This is a genomic window from Streptomyces sp. WAC 04229 (genome assembly GCF_003947455.1).
Classification (GTDB): Bacteria; Actinomycetota; Actinomycetes; order Streptomycetales; family Streptomycetaceae; genus Streptomyces.
Genome location: NZ_QHJH01000043.1, coordinates 13,006 through 33,998, shown reverse-complemented (window position 1 = coordinate 33,998; position 20,993 = coordinate 13,006). Strand labels below are relative to the sequence as shown.

The 20,993-nt window shown below is 75.0% G+C and carries 18 protein-coding genes and 2 pseudogenes; 13 read left to right on the top strand and 7 right to left on the bottom strand.

Annotation, left to right across the window (positions count from 1 at the left end; translation table 11 throughout):
- Positions 1–66 precede the first annotated feature (66 nt).
- Positions 67–669: a TIGR03086 family metal-binding protein gene (locus DMH12_RS14800; protein ID WP_125492029.1), complete on the bottom strand. Its 603-nt coding sequence runs from the start codon at positions 667–669 to the stop codon at positions 67–69.
- 142 nt (positions 670–811) lie between these two features.
- Between DMH12_RS14800 and DMH12_RS14795 the strand changes: the two genes are divergently transcribed.
- Positions 812–2,050 (top strand): MFS transporter, encoded by a 1,239-nt coding sequence (locus tag DMH12_RS14795; protein WP_125492028.1) that lies wholly within the window; start codon positions 812–814, stop codon positions 2,048–2,050.
- Between the two features lie 66 nt (positions 2,051–2,116).
- Here the strand turns inward: DMH12_RS14795 and DMH12_RS14790 are convergent, their stop codons facing one another.
- Positions 2,117–3,286 carry a hypothetical protein gene (locus DMH12_RS14790; protein ID WP_125492027.1) on the bottom strand — a complete coding sequence of 390 codons (1,170 nt, stop codon included), beginning with the start codon at positions 3,284–3,286 and terminating at the stop codon, positions 2,117–2,119.
- Positions 3,283–4,269, bottom strand: a complete 987-nt coding sequence (locus tag DMH12_RS14785) for a 5-dehydro-4-deoxyglucarate dehydratase (protein WP_125492026.1) — start codon at positions 4,267–4,269, stop codon at positions 3,283–3,285. The genes DMH12_RS14790 and DMH12_RS14785 overlap by 4 nt, the downstream gene beginning before the upstream one ends.
- Before the next feature lie 194 nt (positions 4,270–4,463).
- On the opposite strand from DMH12_RS14785, the gene DMH12_RS14780 reads away from it, so the two are divergent.
- The 8 genes and pseudogenes from DMH12_RS14780 (at position 4,464) to DMH12_RS14750 (ending at position 13,454) form a co-directional block, all read left to right on the top strand.
- The gene (locus tag DMH12_RS14780) at positions 4,464–5,273 is read left to right on the top strand and encodes an NAD(P)-dependent oxidoreductase (RefSeq protein ID WP_125492025.1); all 810 of its coding nucleotides are present in this window, start codon (positions 4,464–4,466) and stop codon (positions 5,271–5,273) included.
- A 263-nt stretch (positions 5,274–5,536) separates the two neighbouring features.
- Positions 5,537–6,307: a DeoR/GlpR family DNA-binding transcription regulator gene (locus tag DMH12_RS14775; RefSeq protein ID WP_122614877.1), complete on the top strand. Its 771-nt coding sequence runs from the start codon at positions 5,537–5,539 to the stop codon at positions 6,305–6,307.
- A 95-nt stretch (positions 6,308–6,402) separates the two neighbouring features.
- Positions 6,403–7,743 (top strand): annotated as a pseudogene (locus DMH12_RS14770) (ABC transporter substrate-binding protein); the annotation flags it as partial.
- A pseudogene (locus DMH12_RS39775) lies at positions 7,694–7,972 on the top strand (hypothetical protein); the annotation flags it as partial. The pseudogenes DMH12_RS14770 and DMH12_RS39775, both read left to right, overlap by 50 nt.
- The gene (locus DMH12_RS40490) at positions 7,969–8,511 is read left to right on the top strand and encodes a histidine phosphatase family protein (RefSeq protein ID WP_221763125.1); all 543 of its coding nucleotides are present in this window, start codon (positions 7,969–7,971) and stop codon (positions 8,509–8,511) included. The pseudogene DMH12_RS39775 and the gene DMH12_RS40490, both read left to right, overlap by 4 nt.
- Positions 8,512–8,528: 17 nt before the next feature.
- Positions 8,529–9,155 (top strand): YigZ family protein, encoded by a 627-nt coding sequence (locus tag DMH12_RS14760; RefSeq protein ID WP_125492024.1) that lies wholly within the window; start codon positions 8,529–8,531, stop codon positions 9,153–9,155.
- A gap of 145 nt (positions 9,156–9,300) precedes the next feature.
- Complete coding sequence (locus tag DMH12_RS14755; RefSeq protein WP_125492023.1) at positions 9,301–10,464, top strand: exonuclease SbcCD subunit D; 1,164 nt, start codon at positions 9,301–9,303, stop codon at positions 10,462–10,464.
- Complete coding sequence (locus tag DMH12_RS14750) at positions 10,461–13,454, top strand: AAA family ATPase (RefSeq protein WP_125492022.1); 2,994 nt, start codon at positions 10,461–10,463, stop codon at positions 13,452–13,454. The genes DMH12_RS14755 and DMH12_RS14750 overlap by 4 nt, the downstream gene beginning before the upstream one ends.
- Positions 13,455–13,470: 16 nt before the next feature.
- Here the strand turns inward: DMH12_RS14750 and DMH12_RS14745 are convergent, their stop codons facing one another.
- The gene (locus tag DMH12_RS14745) at positions 13,471–13,917 is read right to left on the bottom strand and encodes an Lrp/AsnC family transcriptional regulator (RefSeq protein WP_122620962.1); all 447 of its coding nucleotides are present in this window, start codon (positions 13,915–13,917) and stop codon (positions 13,471–13,473) included.
- A 122-nt stretch (positions 13,918–14,039) separates the two neighbouring features.
- On the opposite strand from DMH12_RS14745, the gene DMH12_RS14740 reads away from it, so the two are divergent.
- Genes DMH12_RS14740 through DMH12_RS14730 form a run of 3 tightly spaced genes read left to right on the top strand, consistent with a single transcriptional unit; the run spans position 14,040 to position 15,954 of the window.
- Entirely contained in the window at positions 14,040–14,516 is a 477-nt protein-coding gene (locus DMH12_RS14740) for a rhodanese-like domain-containing protein (protein ID WP_125492021.1), read from the top strand.
- 21 nt (positions 14,517–14,537) lie between these two features.
- A complete protein-coding gene (locus DMH12_RS14735; RefSeq protein ID WP_125492020.1) occupies positions 14,538–15,056 on the top strand; it encodes an immunity 21 family protein in 519 nt (172 codons plus the stop codon).
- Positions 15,057–15,108: 52 nt separating this feature from the next.
- Positions 15,109–15,954: an SDR family oxidoreductase gene (locus DMH12_RS14730; RefSeq protein ID WP_125492019.1), complete on the top strand. Its 846-nt coding sequence runs from the start codon at positions 15,109–15,111 to the stop codon at positions 15,952–15,954.
- 7 nt (positions 15,955–15,961) lie between these two features.
- On the opposite strand, the gene DMH12_RS14725 is transcribed toward DMH12_RS14730, so the two are convergent.
- Together DMH12_RS14725 and DMH12_RS14720 are read right to left on the bottom strand one after the other, a co-directional pair.
- Complete coding sequence (locus tag DMH12_RS14725) at positions 15,962–17,650, bottom strand: DUF885 domain-containing protein (protein WP_125492018.1); 1,689 nt, start codon at positions 17,648–17,650, stop codon at positions 15,962–15,964.
- Between the two features lie 78 nt (positions 17,651–17,728).
- On the bottom strand, positions 17,729–18,220 hold the full coding sequence (locus DMH12_RS14720; RefSeq protein ID WP_125492017.1) for an Lrp/AsnC family transcriptional regulator: 492 nt from the start codon (positions 18,218–18,220) through the stop codon (positions 17,729–17,731).
- Positions 18,221–18,280: 60 nt separating this feature from the next.
- On the opposite strand from DMH12_RS14720, the gene DMH12_RS14715 reads away from it, so the two are divergent.
- Positions 18,281–19,504 carry a PLP-dependent aspartate aminotransferase family protein gene (locus DMH12_RS14715; RefSeq protein ID WP_125492016.1) on the top strand — a complete coding sequence of 408 codons (1,224 nt, stop codon included), beginning with the start codon at positions 18,281–18,283 and terminating at the stop codon, positions 19,502–19,504.
- Positions 19,505–19,541: 37 nt separating this feature from the next.
- On the opposite strand, the gene DMH12_RS14710 is transcribed toward DMH12_RS14715, so the two are convergent.
- Positions 19,542–20,873, bottom strand: coding sequence for a GNAT family N-acetyltransferase (locus tag DMH12_RS14710; protein ID WP_125492015.1), 1,332 nt, complete (start codon positions 20,871–20,873; stop codon positions 19,542–19,544).
- Positions 20,874–20,993 lie beyond the last annotated feature (120 nt).

Sequence of the window (20,993 nt, the reverse complement as noted above, 5' to 3'; positions counted from 1 at the left end):
CACGTCAATGCTTCTGACAAAGGAAAGTTCGGGCCGGGGCGGCGCCACCCCGGCCGTTCCCCGGCGCTACCGGGCGGGGCGGCTCCAGCCGGGGTCGCGTCCGCTCAGGCCCACCGCGCGCTCCAGCAGCGGCGCGTCGTCGGGCACGGCGACGACCGGCCCGAACATGCCCTCGTCCCGGTCGGCCTCCTCGGCGGCGGCGCTGAGCAGGCCGTACGCCGCCTGGAGCGCGGCCGGGTCGGGGCGGTACTCCTGGCCGGTCGCGCGGGCGAGGTCCCAGCCGTGGACGACCAGTTCGTCGGCGACGACGGCGCCGGCGACCTCGCCGGGCAGGTCGATGCCGCCGGCCCGGGTCATGCCGGTCCAGGCGCCGGGGTCGCGCCAGGCCACCGCGAGTTCGCCGAGCGCTCCGGCCAGCTCCTCGCGCCAGCCGGGCCCGATGTCCGGCACGGAGGCCTCGGGGGCGGTGTCGGTGGTGGCGCCGAGGTCCTTGCGCGCGGCGTCGCGGAAGGCGACGGCCAGGCCGGTCAGGTGGCCGAGCAGGTTGCGGACGGCGAGGTCGGGGCACGGCGTCGGGTCGGCCAGCCGCGCGTCGCCCACACCCTCGGCGAGGCGGGCCAGGACCCGCGTCTGCGGGCCGAGATCGAGGGTCGAGGTGTCGTGGGTCATCGGGTGCTCCTCGGGCGACGGACGGGCCGGCTCTCCTGCGAGGTAGACCGATCCGGGCCGCGGAACTCATCGGCGGCGGGGGCGGCCGGTAGGGCATCTGCCCGATGCCGGGCGCCGGGCCTTAGGACCACGCTGACCGGGCATGACACCAAGGACGACGAAGACGACCCGGACGCGGGGGCCCTGGGCGGTGTCCCGGGTCCTGCGCGACCGCGACGCGGGCCTGTATCTGGCCGGGGTGGTGGTGTCCGGCTTCGGCACCTCGGCGATGTGGCTGGTGGCCGGGGTGTGGGTGAAGGACCTCACCGGCTCGGACGGACTCGCGGCGCTGTGCGTGCTCGCGCTGTGGGCGCCGGCCCTGGCCGGCCCGGCGCTGGGTACCGTGGCGGACCGCGTGCGCCGCCGGCCGCTGCTGATCGCCACGAGCCTGCTGACGGCCGGCCTCCTGCTCACGCTGTTCGCCGTCGACTCACCGGACATGCTGTGGCTGCTGTTCGCGGTGCTGTTCGGGTACGGCGCGGCGGGCGTCGTCCACGACGCGGCCGAGGCGGCGCTCGTCGCCGCCACCGTCGAGCCGCGGCTGCTCGGCGACTTCAACGGGCTGCGCACCGCCGCCAACGAGGGCATGAAACTGGTGGCGCCACCGGCCGGCGCGGCCCTCTACACGGCGTACGGCGGCCCGGGCGTGGCCCTGCTGGACGCGGCGACGTTCGTGCTGGCCACGGGGGTGTACGCGGCCCTGCGGGTACGCGAGGCGCCGCCGCCCCGCCCCGCGGTGAACGGATGGCGGCAGGCGGCCGAGGGCGCCCGCCTGCTGTGGGGCCACCCCCGGCTGCGCCCGCTCGTCCTCGCCGGCGGCGCCACGATGCTGTGCGCCGGCGTCAACGGCGCCACGGTCTACGCCGTCGTGGAGCGCCTCGGGCACTCCGCCACCTACGCGGCTGCGCTGTACGCCGTCCAGGGGGCCGGGTCCGTCACGGTGGGGCTGCTGGCCGGGCCCGCCCTGCGGCGACTGGGCGGGCGCCGCTTCGCCGCCGCCGGGACCGCCCTGCTCGCGGTGGCGGTCGCGGCGCGGGCGGTCCCCTGCGACGCGGTGGCCCTGGTCTCCGGCGCGGCGATCGGCGCGGGGCTGCCCGCGGTGCTGATCGCCGCGCTGACCGCGGTCCAGCACGAGACGCCCGGACCGCTCCTGGGCCGGGTCACCGCGACGGCCGGCTCGCTCGTCTTCGCCCCGAACGTCCTGGGCCTGGCGGCGGGAGCGGCCCTGGTGGAGCCGACGCCCCTGCACCTGCTGCTGCCCGCCCTGGGCGTCGGACTGCTGACGACGGCGGCACTCGTCGCCCGCCGCCCGCGGGAGAATCCCGGCCGCACGCCGCTGTGACGGCCCGGCGGGGCCGCCCACGAACCGGGGGCCCGGCCACGGCGTCCGGCTCTGCCGCCCCCGGGGTCACCGCCCCGCGAGTGCCGACCGCACCCCCTTCAGGTCGGCGTCCGACGCCAGGCCCGCGTGGTAGAGGCGCAGCTCCGTCGCGCCCCGTTCGGCGGCGTGGGACGCGTCCGCGGCGAGGGTGTCGGGGCTGCCGCCCATGCCGGAGACCACGGTGAGGTTGGCGGCGAGGACGGCACCGGCGCGGTTCTGCTCGGCGAAGGGCGTCAGCAGGGCCGCGCCGCCCGTGCAGGGCACGACCACGCCGTCCGCGACGGACAGGATGTGCGCGGGGTCGACGCCGGCGTTGGCGCCGCAGTGGTAGGACACCGGGTCGGCGTGGAGCAGGACCTCGAAGTCCGGGGGCGCCACGGCGCGCACGGCCGCGACCGCCGTCTCCTGGAGCGTGCGGGCGGTCTCGTCCCGCCACGCGCGCGTGGCGTTCGCCGGCGCCTCGCCGAGGAGCTTCTCGACGCCGGCCCAGCCCCCGTCCGAGGGCTCCGTCCCCCGCCACACCGGCTCCAGCGCGGCGCGCACGGCGGCGGCCAGTTCGTCGGCGTCGAGGCCCCGACCACCGTATCCGCCCCGGCAGTCCGGGCAGAAGCAGAGCGACATCAGGTACTGCCCGGCGTCCCCGAGGGCGACGCCGCCGGTCTTGTCGTGGGCGTGCAGGTGGGCGAGCCCGTACCAGCCGAGGGACTCCAGTTCGGTGCCGCGCGCTCCGGGCCGCACCGCCGCCTCGGCGGCCAGGTCGGTGAGGTACGCGCGCGTGGCGGGCTGCGCGACGCACGGCGCCCAGGGGTAGCGGTCGCCGTAGGCGTTGACGACGGAGGTGTGCGGGTGCTCCGCGCCGAGGCGGGAGTTGTGGGCCAGCACGACCCACGTGCTCACCTCCAGGCCCGCCCGCGCGAGGGCGTCGGCGGCCTCGCCCCAGGCGTCGCCCGGCGCCCAGTCACCGGCCTGGTACGGGCGCGGCACGCGGCCCTCCCAACGGGCGGCGTCCGGCGGGTAGAGCACGGCGGAGTGCTCGGCGGTGACGACGCGGTGGCGGGGGTGACGGGGGGTGAGCGCGCGGGTCGAGTGGTACGCGGCGGCGAGCGTCACCTGGGACACGCCGAGGTCCGCCACGCGCGCGGAGGCTTCCGGGTCGCCGTTGACGTCCCACGGGTAGACGAACGCCGACGCCTTCACTGGCCCTCCCCCGCGACGGACTCCCGGTCGGACTCCGCGCCGGGCTCCGCGTCGAGCAGCGCGTATCCCCGCTCGATGATCCGGGCGAGCTGCTTCACGTGGTCCTCGGCCGGCTCCTGCAACGGCGTCCGCACCTCCCCCACGTCCAGGCCGCGCAGCCGTACGCCCGCCTTGACCAGGGCGACGGCGTACCCGCGGCCCTGGGCGCGCAGTTCGACGAAGGGCCGGTAGAAGCCGTCGAGCAGACGGTGCGCGAGCGCGTCGTCGCCGGTGCGCAGCGCCCGGTGGAAGGCGAGGGCGATCTCGGGGGCGAAGCAGAACGCGGCGGAGGAGTACAGGGTGACGCCGAGCGCGCGGTAGGCGAGCTGGGTCTGCTCGGCGGTCGGCAGGCCGTTGAAGTACAGGAAGTCGCCGCCGGGCAGCGCGGTGCGCACGGCGCTGATGATGCGCTGCATCAGGTCGAGGTCGCCGAGCCCGTCCTTGAGGCCGACGATCCCGTCCGTGCGGGCCAGTTCGACCACGCTCTCCGGGGTGAAGACGGCGTTGTCCCGCTGGTAGACGATCACGGGCAGGGAGGTCGCGGCGGCCACCTCCCGGTAGTGCCGCACCAGCCCCTCCTGGCCGGCGACCACCAGGTAGGGCGGCATGGCGAGCAGCCCGTCGGCGCCGGCGGCCTCGGCGAGGCGGGCGTGGCGTACGGCGAGGGCGGTGCCGTAGCCCGCGCCCGCCACCACGGGCACCCGGCCCGCCGTCTCCTCGACCGCCGCGCGGACGCAGACCTCGAACTCCTCGGGCGTGAGGGCGTGGAACTCGCCGGTGCCGCAGCAGGCGAACACGGCGGCGGCCCCGGCCTCCACACCCTGGCGCACATGGGTGCGGTAGGCGTCGAGATCGAGGCCGCCGTCGGGGCCGAACGCCGTGACGGGGAAGAACAGCGGCCCGCTGGGGGCCGTGATCCGTTCGGCGAGAGGGGCTGAGGTCACGGGCGCTCCCCATTCTCATACTCATGATTCGCGTCTATATTTCTGAACGCGACCACGCTAAGCCGCCCCGTGTGCACCGTCAAGCAGGGCGCCCTCTTGACGGCTCACCACCCATTCCCTAGCGTGTCCACGCATATGAACGCCAGGCACGCACCCGCACGACTGCCGCCACAGCAGACCTAGGAGTCCCGAGGATGCCCGCTCCCCGCACCGTCCTGCTCACCGGCGCCGCCGGCGGCCTCGGCACCCTGATGCGGGGCCTGCTCCCCGCCCACGGCTACACACTGCGCCCGCTCGACCTGCGCCCCGTCGAGGGCGAGCCGGACGCGATCGTCGCCGACCTCGCCGACCGGGACGCGCTGCGCGAGGCGGTCCGCGGCGTCGACGCGATCATCCACCTCGCGGGCATCTCCCTGGAAGCCCCCTTCGAGAAGATCCTCAAGGCGAACATCGAGGGCACGTACAACCTGTACGAGGCCGCCCGCGAGGAAGGTGTCCGCCGCGTCGTCTTCGCCTCCTCCAACCACGCCGTCGGCTACACCCCGCGCCCCCGGGGCGACGACCCCCTCATCCCGGTCGAGACGCCGCGCCGCCCGGACACCTTCTACGGCCTGTCCAAGTGCTTCGGCGAGGACCTGGCCCAGCTCTACTGGGACAAGCACGGCATCGAGACCGTCTCCGTCCGCATCGGCTCCTGCTTCCCGGAGCCGACCAGCGTGCGCATGCTCTCGGTGTGGATGAGCCCCGCGGACGGCGCCCGCCTCTTCCACGCCGCCCTCACCGCCGAGAACGTCGGGCACACCGTCGTCCACGGCTCCTCGGCCAACACCCGCCTGTGGTGGGACCTCACCTCCGCGCGGGCGCTCGGCTACGAGCCGCAGGACGACTCCGAGCCGTACGCCGGCAAACTCGTCGCGGAACAGGGCGCGCTCGACCCGGACAACCCGGCACACGCGTACCTGGGCGGCCACTTCGTGACCGACCCCCCGATCTGGCCGTACTGACCGGAACACGACCCCACGAGAAGCGGACGGGCACCGAACGGGCCCGTCCGCTTCCGTATGCGGGCATCCGCACTGCCCGTTCTCACCCCGTCCCGCGCTGCGCCCCAGGTCCGAGACGGGCAGCCGACGCCGCAAACGGGCCCACACGGGCAGTATCGGGTCCGCAACAGACCTGGTCAGTGCCGCCCGACCGCTGTAGAACTTCCCCCACGGGCCCGAACGGGCAACGACACGGCGACGGGGCGGTGAGGCAGGTGTTCGGCATGGGCACGAGGACGGCGGAGGAGCGGCAGCGCGAGATCGTGCGGATCGCCCGCGCCACCGGTTCGGTCGACGTCACCGCGCTCGCCTCCGAGCTGGACGTCGCCAAGGAGACCGTACGCCGGGACCTGCGCGCGCTGGAGGACCACGGCCTGGTCCGCCGCACCCACGGCGGCGCCTATCCGGTGGAGAGCGCCGGGTTCGAGACCACGCTCGCCTTCCGCGCCACCAGTCACGTGCCCGAGAAGCGCCGGATCGCCGCGGCCGCCGCCGAGCTGCTGGGCGACGCGGAGACCGTCTTCGTGGACGAGGGCTTCACGCCCCAGCTGATCGCCGAGGCCCTGCCCCGGGACCGGCCGCTGACCGTGGTCACCGCGTCCCTGCCGGTCGCCGGCGCCCTCGCCGAGGCCGACGACACCTCCGTCCTGCTGCTCGGCGGCCGGGTCCGGCCGGGCACCCTGGCCACCGTCGACCACTGGACGACGAAGATGCTGGCCGGCTTCGTCGTCGACCTGGCGTACATCGGCGCCAACGGCATCTCCCGCGAGCACGGCCTCACCACCCCCGACCCCGCGGTCAGCGAGGTCAAGGCGCAGGCCATCCGGGCCGCCCGCCGCACCGTGTTCGCCGGCGCGCACACCAAGTTCGGGGCGGTGAGCTTCTGCCGGTTCGCCGAGGTCGGCGCCCTGGAGGCGATCGTCACCAGCACGCTGCTGCCCACCGCCGAGGCACACCGCTACTCCCTGCTCGGACCGCAGGTCATCCGCGTCTGACCCCCGACCCGCTCCCCGCACGGCACACCCTCACGCTCATGGCACACCCACACCCCTCAATGCCCCATACCTCCCCATATGTTCAGGAGCGATCCATGCGAACCCAGAGCCGACGGAGGCCGCGAGTAACGCTCGCCATGGCCGCCGCAGGGACGCTGCTCGCCCCGCTGCTCACCGGCTGCTGGGTCGGGGCGGGCGGCGCCGGATCCGGCGGCAACGCCATCAACGTCCTGATGGTCAACAACCCGCAGATGGTCGAGCTGCAGAAACTCACCGCCGACCACTTCACCGAGGAGACCGGCATCAAGGTGAACTTCACCGTGCTGCCGGAGAACGACGTCCGCGACAAGATCAGCCAGGACTTCGCCAACCAGGCCGGCCAGTACGACGCCGCCACCCTCTCCAACTACGAGATACCGATCTACGCCCGCAACGAGTGGCTGCAGCCGATGGACCCCTACGTCGCCGAGGACCCGGCGTACGACGAGAAGGACGTCCTCGGCCCGATGCGCGAGTCCCTCACCGGCGACGACGGCAAGCTCTACGGCCAGCCCTTCTACGGCGAGTCGTCCTTCCTGATGTACCGCAAGGACGTCTTCGCCCGGGAGGGCCTGAAGATGCCCGAGCACCCCACCTGGACCGAGGTCGCCGACCTCGCCGCGCAGCTCGACGGCGCCGAGCCCGGCATGAAGGGGATCTGCCTGCGCGGACTGCCCGGCTGGGGCGAGTTGATGGCACCCCTGACGACGGTCGTGAACACCTTCGGCGGCACCTGGTTCGACAAGGACTGGCAGGCCCGCCTCGACTCGCCCGAGTGGGAGAAGGCGACGAAGTTCTATGTCGACCTGGTCCGCGAGCACGGCCAGTCCGGCGCCGCCCAGTCCGGATTCGCCGAGTGCCTCAACAACATGACGCAGGGCAAGGTCGCCATGTGGTACGACGCCACCTCCGCGGCCGGGTCCCTGGACGCCGCCAAGTCGCCCGTCAAGGGCAAGGTCGGCTACGCGCCCGCCCCGGTCGAGAAGACGGACTCCTCCGGCTGGCTCTACACCTGGGCCTGGGGCATCCAGAAGGCCTCCCGCAACGCCGACAAGGCCTGGAAGTTCGTCTCCTGGGCGTCCAGCAAGGAGTACGAGCAGCTGGTCGGCAAGGAGATCGGCTGGTCCAACGTCCCGGCCGGCAAGCGCGCCTCGACGTACGAGAACCCGGCCTACGCCAAGGAGGCCGCCGCCTTCCAGGAGATGACCAGGGAGGCCATCGAGGGCGCGAAGCCCAACGACCCCGGCGTCCAGCCTCGGCCCGCGCCCGGCATCCAGTTCGTCGGCATCCCCGAGTTCACCGACCTCGGCACCAAGGTCTCCCAGGAGATCAGCGCGGCGGTCGCCGGACGCGACCGCCCTGGACGAGGCCCGCGACGCCCTCGCGCGCCGGCGGAGCGCGGTCGCCGCCTGGGCGCGACAGCCCTCGCGCCCGGTACCGGTCGAGGTGCGCGACCGGTTGCGGGCCGCCTGGGACGACGACCTGGACGCGCCCGGGGTGCTGCGGGTCCTGCGCGGCGTGGAGACCGACCCGGACCTGCCGGACGGAGCCCGCTTCGAGATCTGCGCCTATGCCGACCGTTTCCTCGGCCTCCACCTCACCCGCGACCTCGGAGCCCCCGCGTGATCGCGCGCCCCGGCTCCGGCCCGCTCCGGCGCCTGGTGGTCCTGCGGCACGCCAAGTCGGCCCGCCCCGAGGGCGTCGCCGACCACGACCGCCCGCTCGCCCGGCGCGGACTGCGCGACGCCCCCGCCGCCGGACGCGCCCTCGCGGAGCACGACTGGCTGCCCGACCTCGCCCTGTGCTCCACCGCCGTACGCGCCCGGCAGACCTGGGACCTGGCCTCCGGGCAGTGGGGCACGCCCCCGCCGGTGCGCCACGACCCGCGCCTGTACCACGCCGGTGTACCGGACCTCCTTGACGTCGTGCGCGAGGCGCCCGCCGACATCGAGACGCTGCTCCTGGTGGGTCACAACCCCGGCCTGGAGGACCTCATCGGCACCCTGGCCGGCGACGCCCTCGACGACGCGATGGACCGGGTCCGGGCCAAGTACCCCACGTCGGCGGTGGCCGTACTGGACTGGCACGGCACCACCTGGCGGGCGCTCGCCCCCGGAGCGGCCCTGCTCACCGCGATGACGGTGCCGAGGGGCGGACGGAAGTGAGCGCATAGGCTGGCCGCATGCAGGACGAGTACCGCACGGTCGCCCGCGCGGGTGTGCACGAGACCGAGATCAACCGCTCCCGCTTCCTGTGCGCCCTCGCCCCCGCCGCCACCGAGGAGGAGGCCCAGGCGTTCGTCGCGGGCGTACGCAAGGAGCACGCCGACGCCAGTCACAACTGCTGGGCGTACGTCATCGGCGCCGACGCCGCCGTCCAGAAGGCGAGCGACGACGGCGAGCCCGGCGGCACGGCCGGCGTCCCGATGCTCCAGATGCTGCTGCGCCGCGACATGCGGTACGTCGTCGCCGTCGTCACGCGCTACTACGGCGGCGTCAAGCTCGGCGCGGGCGGACTCATCCGCGCCTACGGGGGTGCGGTCGGCGAGGCGCTGGACGACCTCGGCACCCTCACCCGGCGCCGGTTCCGGCTGGTCACGGTCACCGTCGACCACCAGCGGGCCGGGCGGCTCCAGAACGACCTGCGCGCCGCGGGCCACGCGGTGCGCGACGTGCGCTACGCCGAGGCGGTGACCATCGAGGTCGGCCTGCCCGAGACCGAGGTGGAGACCTTCCGCTCCTGGCTTGCGAACGCCACCGCCGGGTCGGCGGGGCTCGAGCTGGGCGGGGAGGCGTACGGGGACGCGTGACGGCGGTGGCGACCGCCGACCGGCGAACGACTGAGGTTCGTGGTGGACCAGGGGCCGGCGGGCGTTAGCGTGGTGGGTGCCGGTGGCGGGAGTCGTGCCGGGTATGGGGCGGAGTGAGGCAAAACATGCGAGTCGGGGCGATGCTGTGAGAATTCTGCACACTTCCGACTGGCATCTCGGCCGAGCGTTCCACCGGGTGAACATGCTCGACGCCCAGGAGGCGTTCATCGGCCACCTCGTCGAGACCGTGCGCGAGCACGCCGTCGACGTCGTGGTCGTGTCGGGGGACGTGTACGACCGCGCGGTGCCGCCGCTCGCCGCCGTCGAGCTGTTCGACGACGCCCTGCACCGCCTCGCCGGGCTCGGCGTACCCACCGTGATGATCTCCGGAAACCACGACTCGGCCCGTCGCCTCGGCGTCGGCGCCGGACTCATCGACCGCGCGGGCATCCACCTGCGCACCGACCCGGCCGGCTGCGGCACCCCGGTGGTGCTGCCGGACGCCCACGGGGACGTCGCCTTCTACGGCCTGCCGTACCTTGAACCCGCGCTGGTGAAGGCGGAGTTCGGGGTGGAGAAGGCGGGTCACGAGGCGGTGCTCGCGGCCGCCATGGACCGGGTGCGGTCCGACCTCGCCACGCGCGCGCCGGGCACCCGTTCCGTCGTCCTCGCGCACGCCTTCGTCACCGGCGGCGAGCAGAGCGACAGCGAGCGGGACATCAGCGTCGGCGGAGTCGCCGCCGTCCCCTCCGGTGTCTTCGACGGCGTCGACTACGTGGCACTCGGCCACCTGCACGGCTGCCAGACCATCGGCGAGCGCGTCCGCTACTCCGGCTCCCCGCTGCCGTACTCCTTCTCCGAGCACCGGCACCGCAAGAGCGTGTGGCTCGTCGACCTGGACGCGGCCGGGACCGTCACCGCCGAGCGCGTCGACTGCCCGGTGCCGCGCGCGCTGGCCCGGCTCCGCGGCACCCTGGACGACCTGCTGGCCGACCCCGGGCTGACCCCGCACGAAGAGGCGTGGGTGGAAGCGACCCTCACCGACCCGGTCCGCCCGGACGATCCCATGGCCCGGCTCAGCGAGCGCTTCCCGCACACCCTCAGCCTCGTCTTCGACCCCGAGCGCGCCCCCGGCGAACCCGGCGTGTCCTACGCCCGGCGCCTCGCCGACCGCAGCGACCAGCAGATCGCCGAGGACTTCGTGGCCCATGTGCGCGGCGCCGGACCCGACGACCAGGAACAGGCCGTACTGCGGGACGCCTTCGACGCGGTGCGCGCCGACGAGACCGTGCGGGAGGTGGCCCGGTGAGGCTGCACCGGCTGGACCTCACCGCCTTCGGCCCCTTCGGCGGCGCGCAGAGTGTCGACTTCGACGACCTGTCCGGGGCCGGCATCTTCCTGCTGCACGGTCCCACCGGCGCGGGCAAGACGTCCGTCCTCGACGCCGTCTGCTACGCGCTGTACGGCTCCGTGCCCGGAGCCCGGCAGAGCGGCCAGGGCATGACCCTGCGCAGCGACCACGCGGCGACCGGCACCCGCACCGAGGTCCGGCTCGAACTCACCGTCGCCGGCCGGCGCCTCGAGATCACCCGGCAGCCGCCCTGGCAGCGGCCGAAGCTGCGCGGCAGCGGCACCACCGTCGACAAGGCCCAGACCTGGCTGCGCGAGTACGACGCGACCGCCGGGTCCTGGAAGGACCTGAGCCGCTCCCACCAGGAGGTCGGTGAGGAGGTCACGCAGCTGCTCGGCATGAGCCGCGAGCAGTTCTGCCAGGTCGTGCTCCTGCCCCAGGGCGACTTCGCGCGCTTCCTGCGCGCCGACGCGGAGGCCCGCGGCAAACTGCTCGGCCGCCTCTTCGACACCCGGCGCTTCGCCGAGGTCGAGCAGCGTCTCGCCGAACGGCGCCGGACGACCGAGGCCCGGGTCCGGGACGGCGACGCCGCTCTCCTGGCCGACGCCCACCGGATGCAGCAGGCGGCCGGCGACGCCATGGAACTGCCGGAACTGGCGCCGGGCGAGCCGGGCCTGGCCGAGACCGTCCTCGGCGCCGCCGCCGTCGCCCGCGCCACGGCCCGCGAACTGCTCACCGTCGCCGACTGCCGCCTCACCACCGCCGAGTCCGCGCACGCCGCCGCCGACCGCGCCCTCGCCGACGCACGGGAACTGGACCGTTTGCAGCGCCGGTTCGCCCAGGCGCGGGAGCGGGCCGAGCGGCTGGCGGAGCGCACCGAGGCCCACCGGGCCGCGCAGCGGCGCATGGAGCGGTCCCGCAAGGCCGAGGCGGTCGCACCCGCACTGGAGCTGCGGGACGCAGCGGACGCCGAACACGGGCGGGCGGCGGCCGCGGAGGGGCGCGCGCGTGCCCAGCTGCCGGAGGACCTCGCCGACGCCGGTGCCGCCGGACTGGCCGCCGCCGCCCGCCGGGCCGCCGAGGAACTGGGCGGCCTGGAGTCGGCTCGCCGGGCCGAGCGGCGCCTCGCCGAACTGGTCGAGGAGCGGGCCGTGCTGGATCGTCAGGAACGCGCCGACGACGACGTCCGGGACGAGGCGGAGACCTGGCTCGCCGACTGGGAGGCCACCCGCGACGAACTCCAGGCGCGCGTCGACGACGCCCGGGAGGCCGCGACCCGCGCCGAACAGCTCGCCGTGCAACGCGACCCCGCGCGGCGGCGGCTGACCGCGGCCCGGCAGCGTGACCGGTTCGCCGCCGACACCGACGAGGCCCGGCGCCGGGCGCTGGCCTCGGCCGAGGAGGCCGTCACGGCCCGTGCCCACTGGCTCGACCTCAAGGAGCAGCGGCTGAGCGGCATCGCCGCCGAACTCGCCGCCGGCCTCACCGACGGGGCGCCCTGCGCGGTCTGCGGCGCCACCGAACACCCCGCCCCCGCCCGGCGGATCGACGGCCACGTCGACCGCGCGGCCGAGGAGCGGGCCCTCACCGCCTACCAGCAGGCCGACGAGGGGCGCGCGGAGGCCGAACGGCGCCTGGGCACCGTACGCGAGGCGCTGGCCGCCGCGACGGCCGAGGCCGGGGACGCGCCCACCGCCCGGCTGGCCGAGGAGGCCGAGGAGCTGGAGCGCGAGTACGAGCGAGTGCGCGCGGCCGGTTCCCGGCTGCACGCGGCGCAGGAGGAGTTGCGCCGCGCGGGGGACGAGCGCGAGCGGCGCGTCGCCGCCCAGCAGGAGGCCGCCGTACGGTCCGCCTCCCGGGTCGCGGGCCGTGAGCGGCTGGAGAGTGAACGGGCCGCGCTGGAGCAGGAGCTGACCCGGGCCCGCGGCACCGCCGGGAGCGTCGCGGCGCGAGCCGCCCAACTGGAGCACCGGGCCGCCCTGCTCGCCGACGCCGCCGACACCGCCCGCGCGGCGGAGGAGTCCGCCCGGCGGCTCAAGGACGCCGACGCGCGTCTCGCCGACGCCGCCTTCCGGGCCGGCTTCGACACCCCGGCGGACGCCGCCGCCGCGCTGCTCGACGACGACGCCCACCGCGAGCTGCAGCGCCGGCTCGACGCCCGGGACGCGGAGGAGACCGCCGTCCGCGCGGTCCTCGCCGAGCCCGACACCGCCGACGCGGCCCGCCGCCCGCGGGCCGATCCCGCCGCGGCCGAACGCGCCGCAACCGACGCGGGCCGGCGGCTGCGCGAGGCGTCCTCCGCACGCGACGCCGCCGCCCGGCGCTGCGCCGAGCTGGACCGGCTCTCCGCGCGGGCCACCGACTCGGTGCACCGGCTCGCCCCGCTGCGCGAGGAGCACACCCGCGTCGCCCGCCTGGCCGGCCTCGCCGCGGGCACCTCCGCGGACAACGACCGCCGGATGCGCCTGGAGTCCTACGTCCTGGCCGCCCGCCTCGAACAGGTCGCCGCGGCCGCGACCGCGCGGCTCACCCGCATGTCCGCCGGCCGCTACACCCTGGTCCACTCCGACGACCGCACCGGCCGCGGCCGCAGCGGCCTCGGGCTGCACGTCGTCGACGCCTGGACCGGCCGGGAGCGGGACACGGCCACCCTCTCCGGCGGCGAGACGTTCTTCGCCTCGCTGGCCCTCGCGCTCGGCCTCGCCGACGTCGTCACGGACGAGGCCGGCGGCGTCCGTCTGGACACCCTCTTCATCGACGAGGGCTTCGGCAGCCTCGACGACCAGACCCTCGACGAGGTCCTCGACGTCCTCGACTCCCTGCGCGAACGGGACCGCAGCGTCGGCATCGTCAGCCACGTGGCCGACCTGCGGCGCCGGGTCCACGCCCAACTGGAGGTCGTGAAGGGGCGGTCGGGGTCCGCGCTGCGCCAACGGGCCACCGGCTGAACGGTCTCGGCGGACCTCAGCGGCCCAGGGGGCGGCGGGGGAGCGGCGAGGAGTACACGACGCTCGTCGTGACCGACCCCAGGGCGCTGATCCGGCCGGACACCTCCTCCAGGTGCCGCATCGAACGGGCCGCCACCTTGATGACGAAGCAGTCGTCGCCCGTGACGTGGTGCGCCTCCAGGATCTCGGGCATGACCGCGACCAGGTCGTGGAAGGGCTTGTAGTTGGCGACCGGATAGCGCAGCCGCACGAACGCCAGGATCGGCAGCCCCAGCCGCTCGGGGTCGACGACCGCCGCGTACCCCTGGATGATCCCGGCCTCCTCCAGCCGCCGCACCCGCTCGGTCACCGCGCTCGCGGACATCGACACGGCACGGGCCAGCTCGGCGAAACCGGCCCGCCCGTTGCGCTGCAGCGCGTCGAGGAGGAGCCAGTCGGTGGCGTCCGGGGAATACTCGGTCATGGATGATGGATAGCAGGGAATCCCCGGCACAACAAGCGAAAAGCCGGGGAATCACCGTTCAGTTGCGTGGTCGCCGACCGTAGATTTCTGAACCGGAAGATCCATCGAGGAGAGGCCGGACCGTGAGCGTCACCACCGTCAACCCCGTCCTGCGCGTCGCCCCCGCGCCGCCCGCCGAGGCCGCCGCGTACTTCCGGGCGAGCCTCGCCTTCCACACCGACGTCTCCGACGTCGCCGCCGCGATGGCGGCCGAAGGCGGCCCCGGATTCACGCTGGTGGACTGCCGGTCCACCGAGTCCTGGGACCAGGGCCACGTACCCGGCGCCGTCCACCTGCCCACCGCGCACGTCGCCGAACAGGCCGGGCGCCTCCTCGACCCCGCAGTGCCGGTGGTGACGTACTGCTGGGGACCCGCCTGCGACGGCGCCACCCGCGCGGCCCTCGCCCTCGCCGAACTCGGCTACCCCGTCAAGGAGATGCGCGGCGGCTTCGAGTACTGGGTGCGCGAGGGCTTCGCCTACGAGACCCGGCAGGGCACCGAACGCCCGGCCGCCGACCCCCTGACCGTCCCGGTGGACGCGGACGACTGCGGCTGCTGACCGGCGTGTAGGTTCTGCCGCATGGTGCGATACGCGGAGCCGGGCGAGGTGGAGTGGGTCGAGTCGGGCGGGGGGCCGCTCATAGCGGTTCCGGAGACGGTCCTGCCGTTCTGGACCGGTGCCGACGGCGAGGACGCGGACTCCGACTACGACCGGGCCTGCGAGGTCGACGGCTACGTCGGACTCCTCCCGGTCGGCGACTCCACCGCCCTGGTGCTCGGCGACGAACCCGCCTCCACCGCCTATCTGCCCGAGCACGGGACCTTCGTCCGCTGGTGCGCCGCCGGCTCCGAGGACGAGGTGCTGGCCGGGGTGCCCGACGCCCTCGACACGGCCGAGTGGGAGCCCGAGGTGGCCTGGCGTGTGCCGGGACCGGTGCTCCTGTTCGACGCCGCCTGGCCCGGCGCCGCGTCGGAGCGCGCGGGTCGCGTGCGGGTCGCGCTCGACCCCGGCCGGTACGCGGTGCGCGCGGCCGAGGCGCGCCCGGGCGCGGAGACGTGGCTGGGCCTGGTCCAGCTGCGGCGGCTCGCCGACCGGTAGCCGCCGCGATATTGACGTGCGGGGCCGCCGCGGCCCGCCCATCATGGGTGTCATGCCCCCACTTGCGCACCCCACCCCCGAAGAGCTGCGCCGCGATCCGCTGCCCCTGCGCGGCCGTACCGCCCTCGTCACCGGTGCCAGCCGGCGCGGCGGCATCGGCCACGCCGTGGCCCGCCGGCTCGCCGCCCACGGCGCGAGCGTCTACCTGCACCACCACGTCCCGCACGACGCCGCCATGCCCTGGGGCGCCGACCGCGTCGAGGACGTCACCGCCTCCGTCCGCGCCGCCCTCGGGGACCCGGGCGCCGCCGTGCACGAGGGCCCCGCAGACCTCTCCGCCCCGGACGCGCCCGCCCGCCTCGTCGCCACCGCCGCCCAGGCGCTCGGCGGGCGCCTGGACGTCCTGGTCGCCAACCACGCCCTCAGCGGCTCCGACGGCACCCTGGACACGATCGACGCCGCGATGCTCGACGCGCACTGGCAGGTCGACACCCGCTCGGTACTGCTGCTGGTCCAGGCGTACGCCCGGCACCGCGCCGCACTGCCGCCCCGGACCCCCGGCGGACGCGTGGTGATGATGACCTCCGGCCAGGACATCGCCGGCGGCATGCCGGGCGAGATCGCCTACGCGCTCCAGAAGGGCGCGCTGGCGTCCGTCACCCGCTCCCTGGCGACGACCCTCGCCGAGCACGCCGTGACCGTGAACGCGGTCAACCCCGGTCCCGTGGACACCGGTTACCTGACCGGCGACGCCTACGAGGCCGTCGCCGCGTGCTTCCCCGGCGGACGCTGGGGCATGCCCGACGACCCGGCCCGCCTCATCGCGTGGCTGGCCACGGACGAGGCCGAGTGGGTCACCGGTCAGGTCGTCGACTCGGAGGGCGGCTTCCGCCGGTGACCGCCCGTCAGAGCCGGGACAGCTCGTCCACCAGGTCGTCCAGGCCCAGCGAGCCCTGGGAGAGGGCCGCCATGTGCCACGCCTTCGGGTCGAAGGCGTCGCCGTGCCGCTCGCGGGCCTTCTCCCGGCCCAGCAGCCACGCCCGCTCCCCGAGCTTGTAGCCGATCGCCTGGCCCGGGATCGTCAGATAGCGGGTCAGCTCGCTCTCCACGAAGTCCGCCGGGCGGCTGCTGTGCGCGCCGAAGAACTCCTGCGCCAGCTTCGGCGTCCAGCGCTCGCCCGGGTGGAACGGCGAGTCGGCCGGGATCTCCAGCTCCAGGTGCATGCCGATGTCCACGATGACCCGGGCGGCCCGCATCATCTGCGCGTCCAGGTACCCGAGGCGCTGCTCCGCATCGGTGAGGAAGCCCAGCTCGTCCATCAGCCGCTCCGCGTACAGCGCCCAGCCCTCGGCGTTGGCGCTGACCATGCCCACGGAGGCCTGGTAGCGGGAGAGGTCCGCCGCGACGTGCGTCCACTGGGCCAGCTGGAGGTGGTGGCCCGGAACGCCCTCGTGGTACCAGGTCGAGACCAGGTCGTACACCGGGAAGCGGGTCTGGCCCATCGTCGGCAGCCAGGTGCGGCCGGGACGGGAGAAGTCCTCCGACGGCGACGTGTAGTACGGGGCCGCCGCGCTGCCCGGCGGGGCGATCCGCGACTCCACCCGCCGCACCCGCTCGGCGAGTTCGAAGTGCGTGCCGTCCAGCTGCTCGATCGCCTGGTCCATCAGGCCCTGCAGCCAGTCGCGGACCTCGTCGACGCCCTCGATGTGCCTGCCGTGCTCGTCCAGGTGGGCCAGCGCCACCCACGGCGTCCCGGCCCCGGGGAAGATCTTCTCGGCCTCCGCCTTCATCTCGGCGAGCAGCCGGTGGTACTCGGCCCAGCCGTACGCGTACGCCTCGTCCAGGTCCAGGTCGGTGCCGTTGTAGTAGCGCGACCAGCGGGCGTAGCGCTCCCGGCCCACCGTGTCCGGGGCGCCCTCGACCGCCGGGGCGTACACGTCGCGCATCCAGTCCCGCAGCTCCACCACCGACGCCGTCGCGCCCCGCGCGGCCTCGTCCAGCTCCGTGCGCAGCGCGTCCGGCCCGTCGGCGGCGAAGTCCTCGAACCAGCCGCGCCCCTCGCCGGTGTCCGCCCACTCGCCGAGCTGCTCGACGAAGGTGGCGGTCGGCCGCGGCCCCGCGTACAGCTTCCGCTCCAGACCCAGGGCCAGCGACGCGCGGTAGCCCGCGAACGCCGCCGGTACCGCACGCAGCCGCTCGGCGACGCGGGCCCAGTCCTCGTCGGTCTGCGTCGGCGTGATGGTGAAGACCTCGCGCACCGAGTGGGCGGCGGTGCCCATGTTGCCGACCGAGCGCAGGCCCTCGTCGGCCTCGTGCACGGCCAGTTTCGCCGTGAGGCGCTCGCGCAGCAGCCGGGCGCAGCGCCGCTCCACGTCGCTGTCCCCGCCGGGCCGGCGCTCCGCCTCGTCCAGCCGGGCCAGGGTGGTCCTGGCCAGCTCCGCCAGGGCCTCCTGCCCCGCGGGCGAGAAGTCGGGCAGGAGACTCGAGCTCTCGGCGACGCCGAGATAGGTACCGGTGACCGGGTCGAGGGCGATGAGGTCGTCGACGTAGGCGTCGGCGACCTCGCGGGGCAGCGGGCTCTTGGTCTCTGACATGCGGACATCCTCATACGGATACCGGTGCCGCGTCAGCCCGGTGAACCGGGCCCGAAGCCGTGCGCGGCCGGATTTCGCTCAGGGCGTGGCCGTCGGCGGGGAGGGCGGCAGCAGCGGGCCGCACTCCCACTGCTGGAAGATCAGCCGCGTCTCGACCCGGGCCACCTCCGGCCGGGACGTGAAGCCGTCCAGCACCAGCCGCTGGAGGTCCGTCATGTCCGCCACCGCGACATGGACGAGGTAGTCGTCCGGGCCGGTGAGGTGGAAGACCGTGCGCGACTCCGGCAACGCCCTGATCCGCTCCACGAAGGGGCCGACCAGCTCCCGCCGGTGCGGGCGCACCTGCACCGAGAGCAGCGCCTGGAGACCCCGGCCCAGCTTGGCGGGGTCCAGTTCGAGCCGGTGGCCGAGGATCACCCCGGCCCGCCGCAGCCGGGTCACCCGGTCCAGGCAGGTCGACGGGGCGACGCCCACCTGGGCGGCGAGATCGCGGTAGGTGGTCCGGGCGTCGTTCTGCAGCAGCCGCAGCAGATGGAGATCCACCGGATCCAGTACGACGGAGTCGGGCATGGGCCGAACGTAACACGGTCGACCGCCGTGCCGACCCGGTCCTTGTTCATTCTTCGGCCCATGGACTCTGCGCGCACGCCCACGTCGCCACCCGACGACGTTCGCATCACCGCCCCCACGAGCAGGGCACTGGCCACCGAGGCCGTGCACGCCGGCCGCGACGACCTCGCCGGCCGGGGACTGCACGCCCCGCCCATCGACCTGTCCACGACCTACCCGTCGTACGACAGCCGTGGCGAGGCCGCCCGTATCGACGCCTTCGCCACCACCGGCGCCGAACCCGACGGCCCGCCGGTGTACGGGCGGCTCGGCAACCCCACCGTCGCCCGCTTCGAGACGGCGCTGGCCAAGCTGGAGGGGACCGAGTCCGCGGTCGCCTTCGCCAGCGGCATGGCCGCGCTGAGCGCCGTCCTGCTGGTCCGCGGCTCGATGGGGCTGCGGCACGTCGTGGCCGTACGGCCCCTGTACGGGTGCAGCGACCACCTGCTGACCGCCGGGCTGCTGGGGTCCGAGGTCACCTGGACCGACCCGGCGGGCGTCGCGGACGCGCTGCGCCCCGACACCGGCCTGGTGCTGGTCGAGTCGCCGGCCAACCCCACGCTGGCCGAGGTCGACCTGCGGGCCCTCGCCCACGCCTGCGGCTCCGTGCCGCTGCTCGTGGACAACACCTTCGCCACACCGGTGCTCCAGCGCCCCGCCGAACACGGGGCCCGGCTGGTGCTGCACAGCGCCACCAAGTACCTCGGCGGGCACGGGGACGTGCTGGCCGGCGTGGTCGCCTGCGACGAGGAGTTCGCCGGGCGGCTGCGGCAGGTGCGCTTCGCCACCGGCGGTGTGCTGCACCCGCTGGCCGGCTATCTGCTGCTGCGGGGCCTGTCCACCCTGCCGGTGCGGGTGCGGGCCGCCTCCGCGAACGCCGCGGAGCTGGTCGCCCGGCTCGCCGCCGATCCGCGGGTGGCCCGCGTCCACTATCCGCGCATCGGCGGCGCGATGGTCTCCTTCGAGGTCCACGGCGACCCGCACGAGGTCATCGGCCGCGTCCGCCTGATCACCCCGGCGGTGAGCCTCGGCAGCGTCGACACGCTCATCCAGCACCCGGCGTCCATCAGCCACCGCATCGTGGACGCCGACGACCGGCGGGGCGCCGGGGTCGGCGACCGGCTGCTGCGGCTCTCGGTGGGCCTGGAGGACGTCGAAGACCTGTGGGCCGACCTGGACAGCGCGCTGGGGGAGCGGGCGCCCGGCGCCATCCCCCTGCGGGAGGCGTTGTCGGGGGCCGAGTAGAGACCGGCGGGGCGGGGCCGGGGCGCCGGTCGCCCGCCTACTCCCCGCCGATCCGCTCCCCGTGCGGCACCGGCGAGGTGGCGGCCCGCGGGGCCGGGTCCAGACGGGCGGTGACGACCAGGGTGCCCTCCTCGATCTGGTAGTCGAGGGGGAGGCCCAGGCCGCGCATCGCGGCGACCATGCCGGTGTTGGAGGCCTGGGTGACCGCGTACACGCTCGCGCAGCCCGCCTCGGTCGCCATCGCCACGAGCCGGCCGAGGAGTTCGCCGCCGATGCCCCGGCGCTGCCACGCGTCCTCGACGAGCAGCGCGACCTCCGTCTCGTCCCCGTCCCACAGCAGATGACCGAGGCCCACGATCCGCCCCGAGGCGGTCTGCACGGCGAGGGTGCGGCCGAAGCGGGGGCTGAGCAGGTGGTTCATGTACCGGTCGGCGTCCCCGACCGGGCCGTGGTACCGCATCCCGAGGGTGCGCGGCGAGCACCGCTCGTGCATCGCCTTGGCCGCCGCGACGTCCCGGGTGTCGGCGCGGCGGACGGTGATGTCGCGCCCTTCGGGCAGCGTCAGCGAGTCCCGGCCGCGCGGCACCCGCGGACCGAGCCGCGCGTCCAGCTCGACCAGCGCCCGCGCCCGGGCGAACTCCGCGGGGGTGAAGGGCAGATACGGCCGCTCCACGCTGATCACCCCGCCCTCCGGGGCCCGCAGCCGCAGCACCGTGTCCTCCAGCGCGCCCTCCGGCGGTACGTCGTCCCCGGCGCCGCCGACGACCGCGGGCAGCGACCGGATGGTGCACCGGCCCAGCAACTGGCGCAGCGCCAGCGGAAGTTCCGCGGCGTCCAGGGCCGTCCGGGCGGCCAGGGCCAGTACCCGCGTCGGCGCGTCCACCAGGTCGTGCGCGTCCGCCCGCTCCGTCCAGGTGTGGTCACCGCCCGCCGCCGTCACGACGTCGGCCAGTTCGGACCCGGTCAGTCCGGCCGGGGCGCGGAGCAGGAACTCGTCGACCGTGCCCTGGGCCAGCGGGTGCGTCTGGAGGCTCAGGATGTCGATCCGCCGGTCGGCCAGGGCCGCGCACAGCACCGCCAGCGAACCCGGCGCGTCCCGCACCGTCGTCCGCATCCGCCACAGCGCGCTCTCCTCGGCACCGGACGGCCGCGCGGACCCGCCGTCGTCCTCGGCACGCCCGGCCAGCCGCCCGCCGGTCGGTGGCCGGGCGCCGGTATCGTCCGCCGGCGGCGCCTGCCCGCGGCGGCGTGACCAACGGGTGTGGAACCCCGCCGTGGCGATCAGGGCGGCCACCGAGGCCAGCAGCATCAGGGGCACCGCCGGACCGTGCTCGGCCACGCGCGCCACGGCGTCCGTCACTTCAGACATGTCTCGACTCATGCACCCACTGTGAAGGAGCGGTGTTGCCCGATCGCGAACGCACTGTGACCGATGGGTAAAGAAGGCTTCTGGTGCATTTGGGGGGAGTTGGCGGAATTCCGGGCCGCC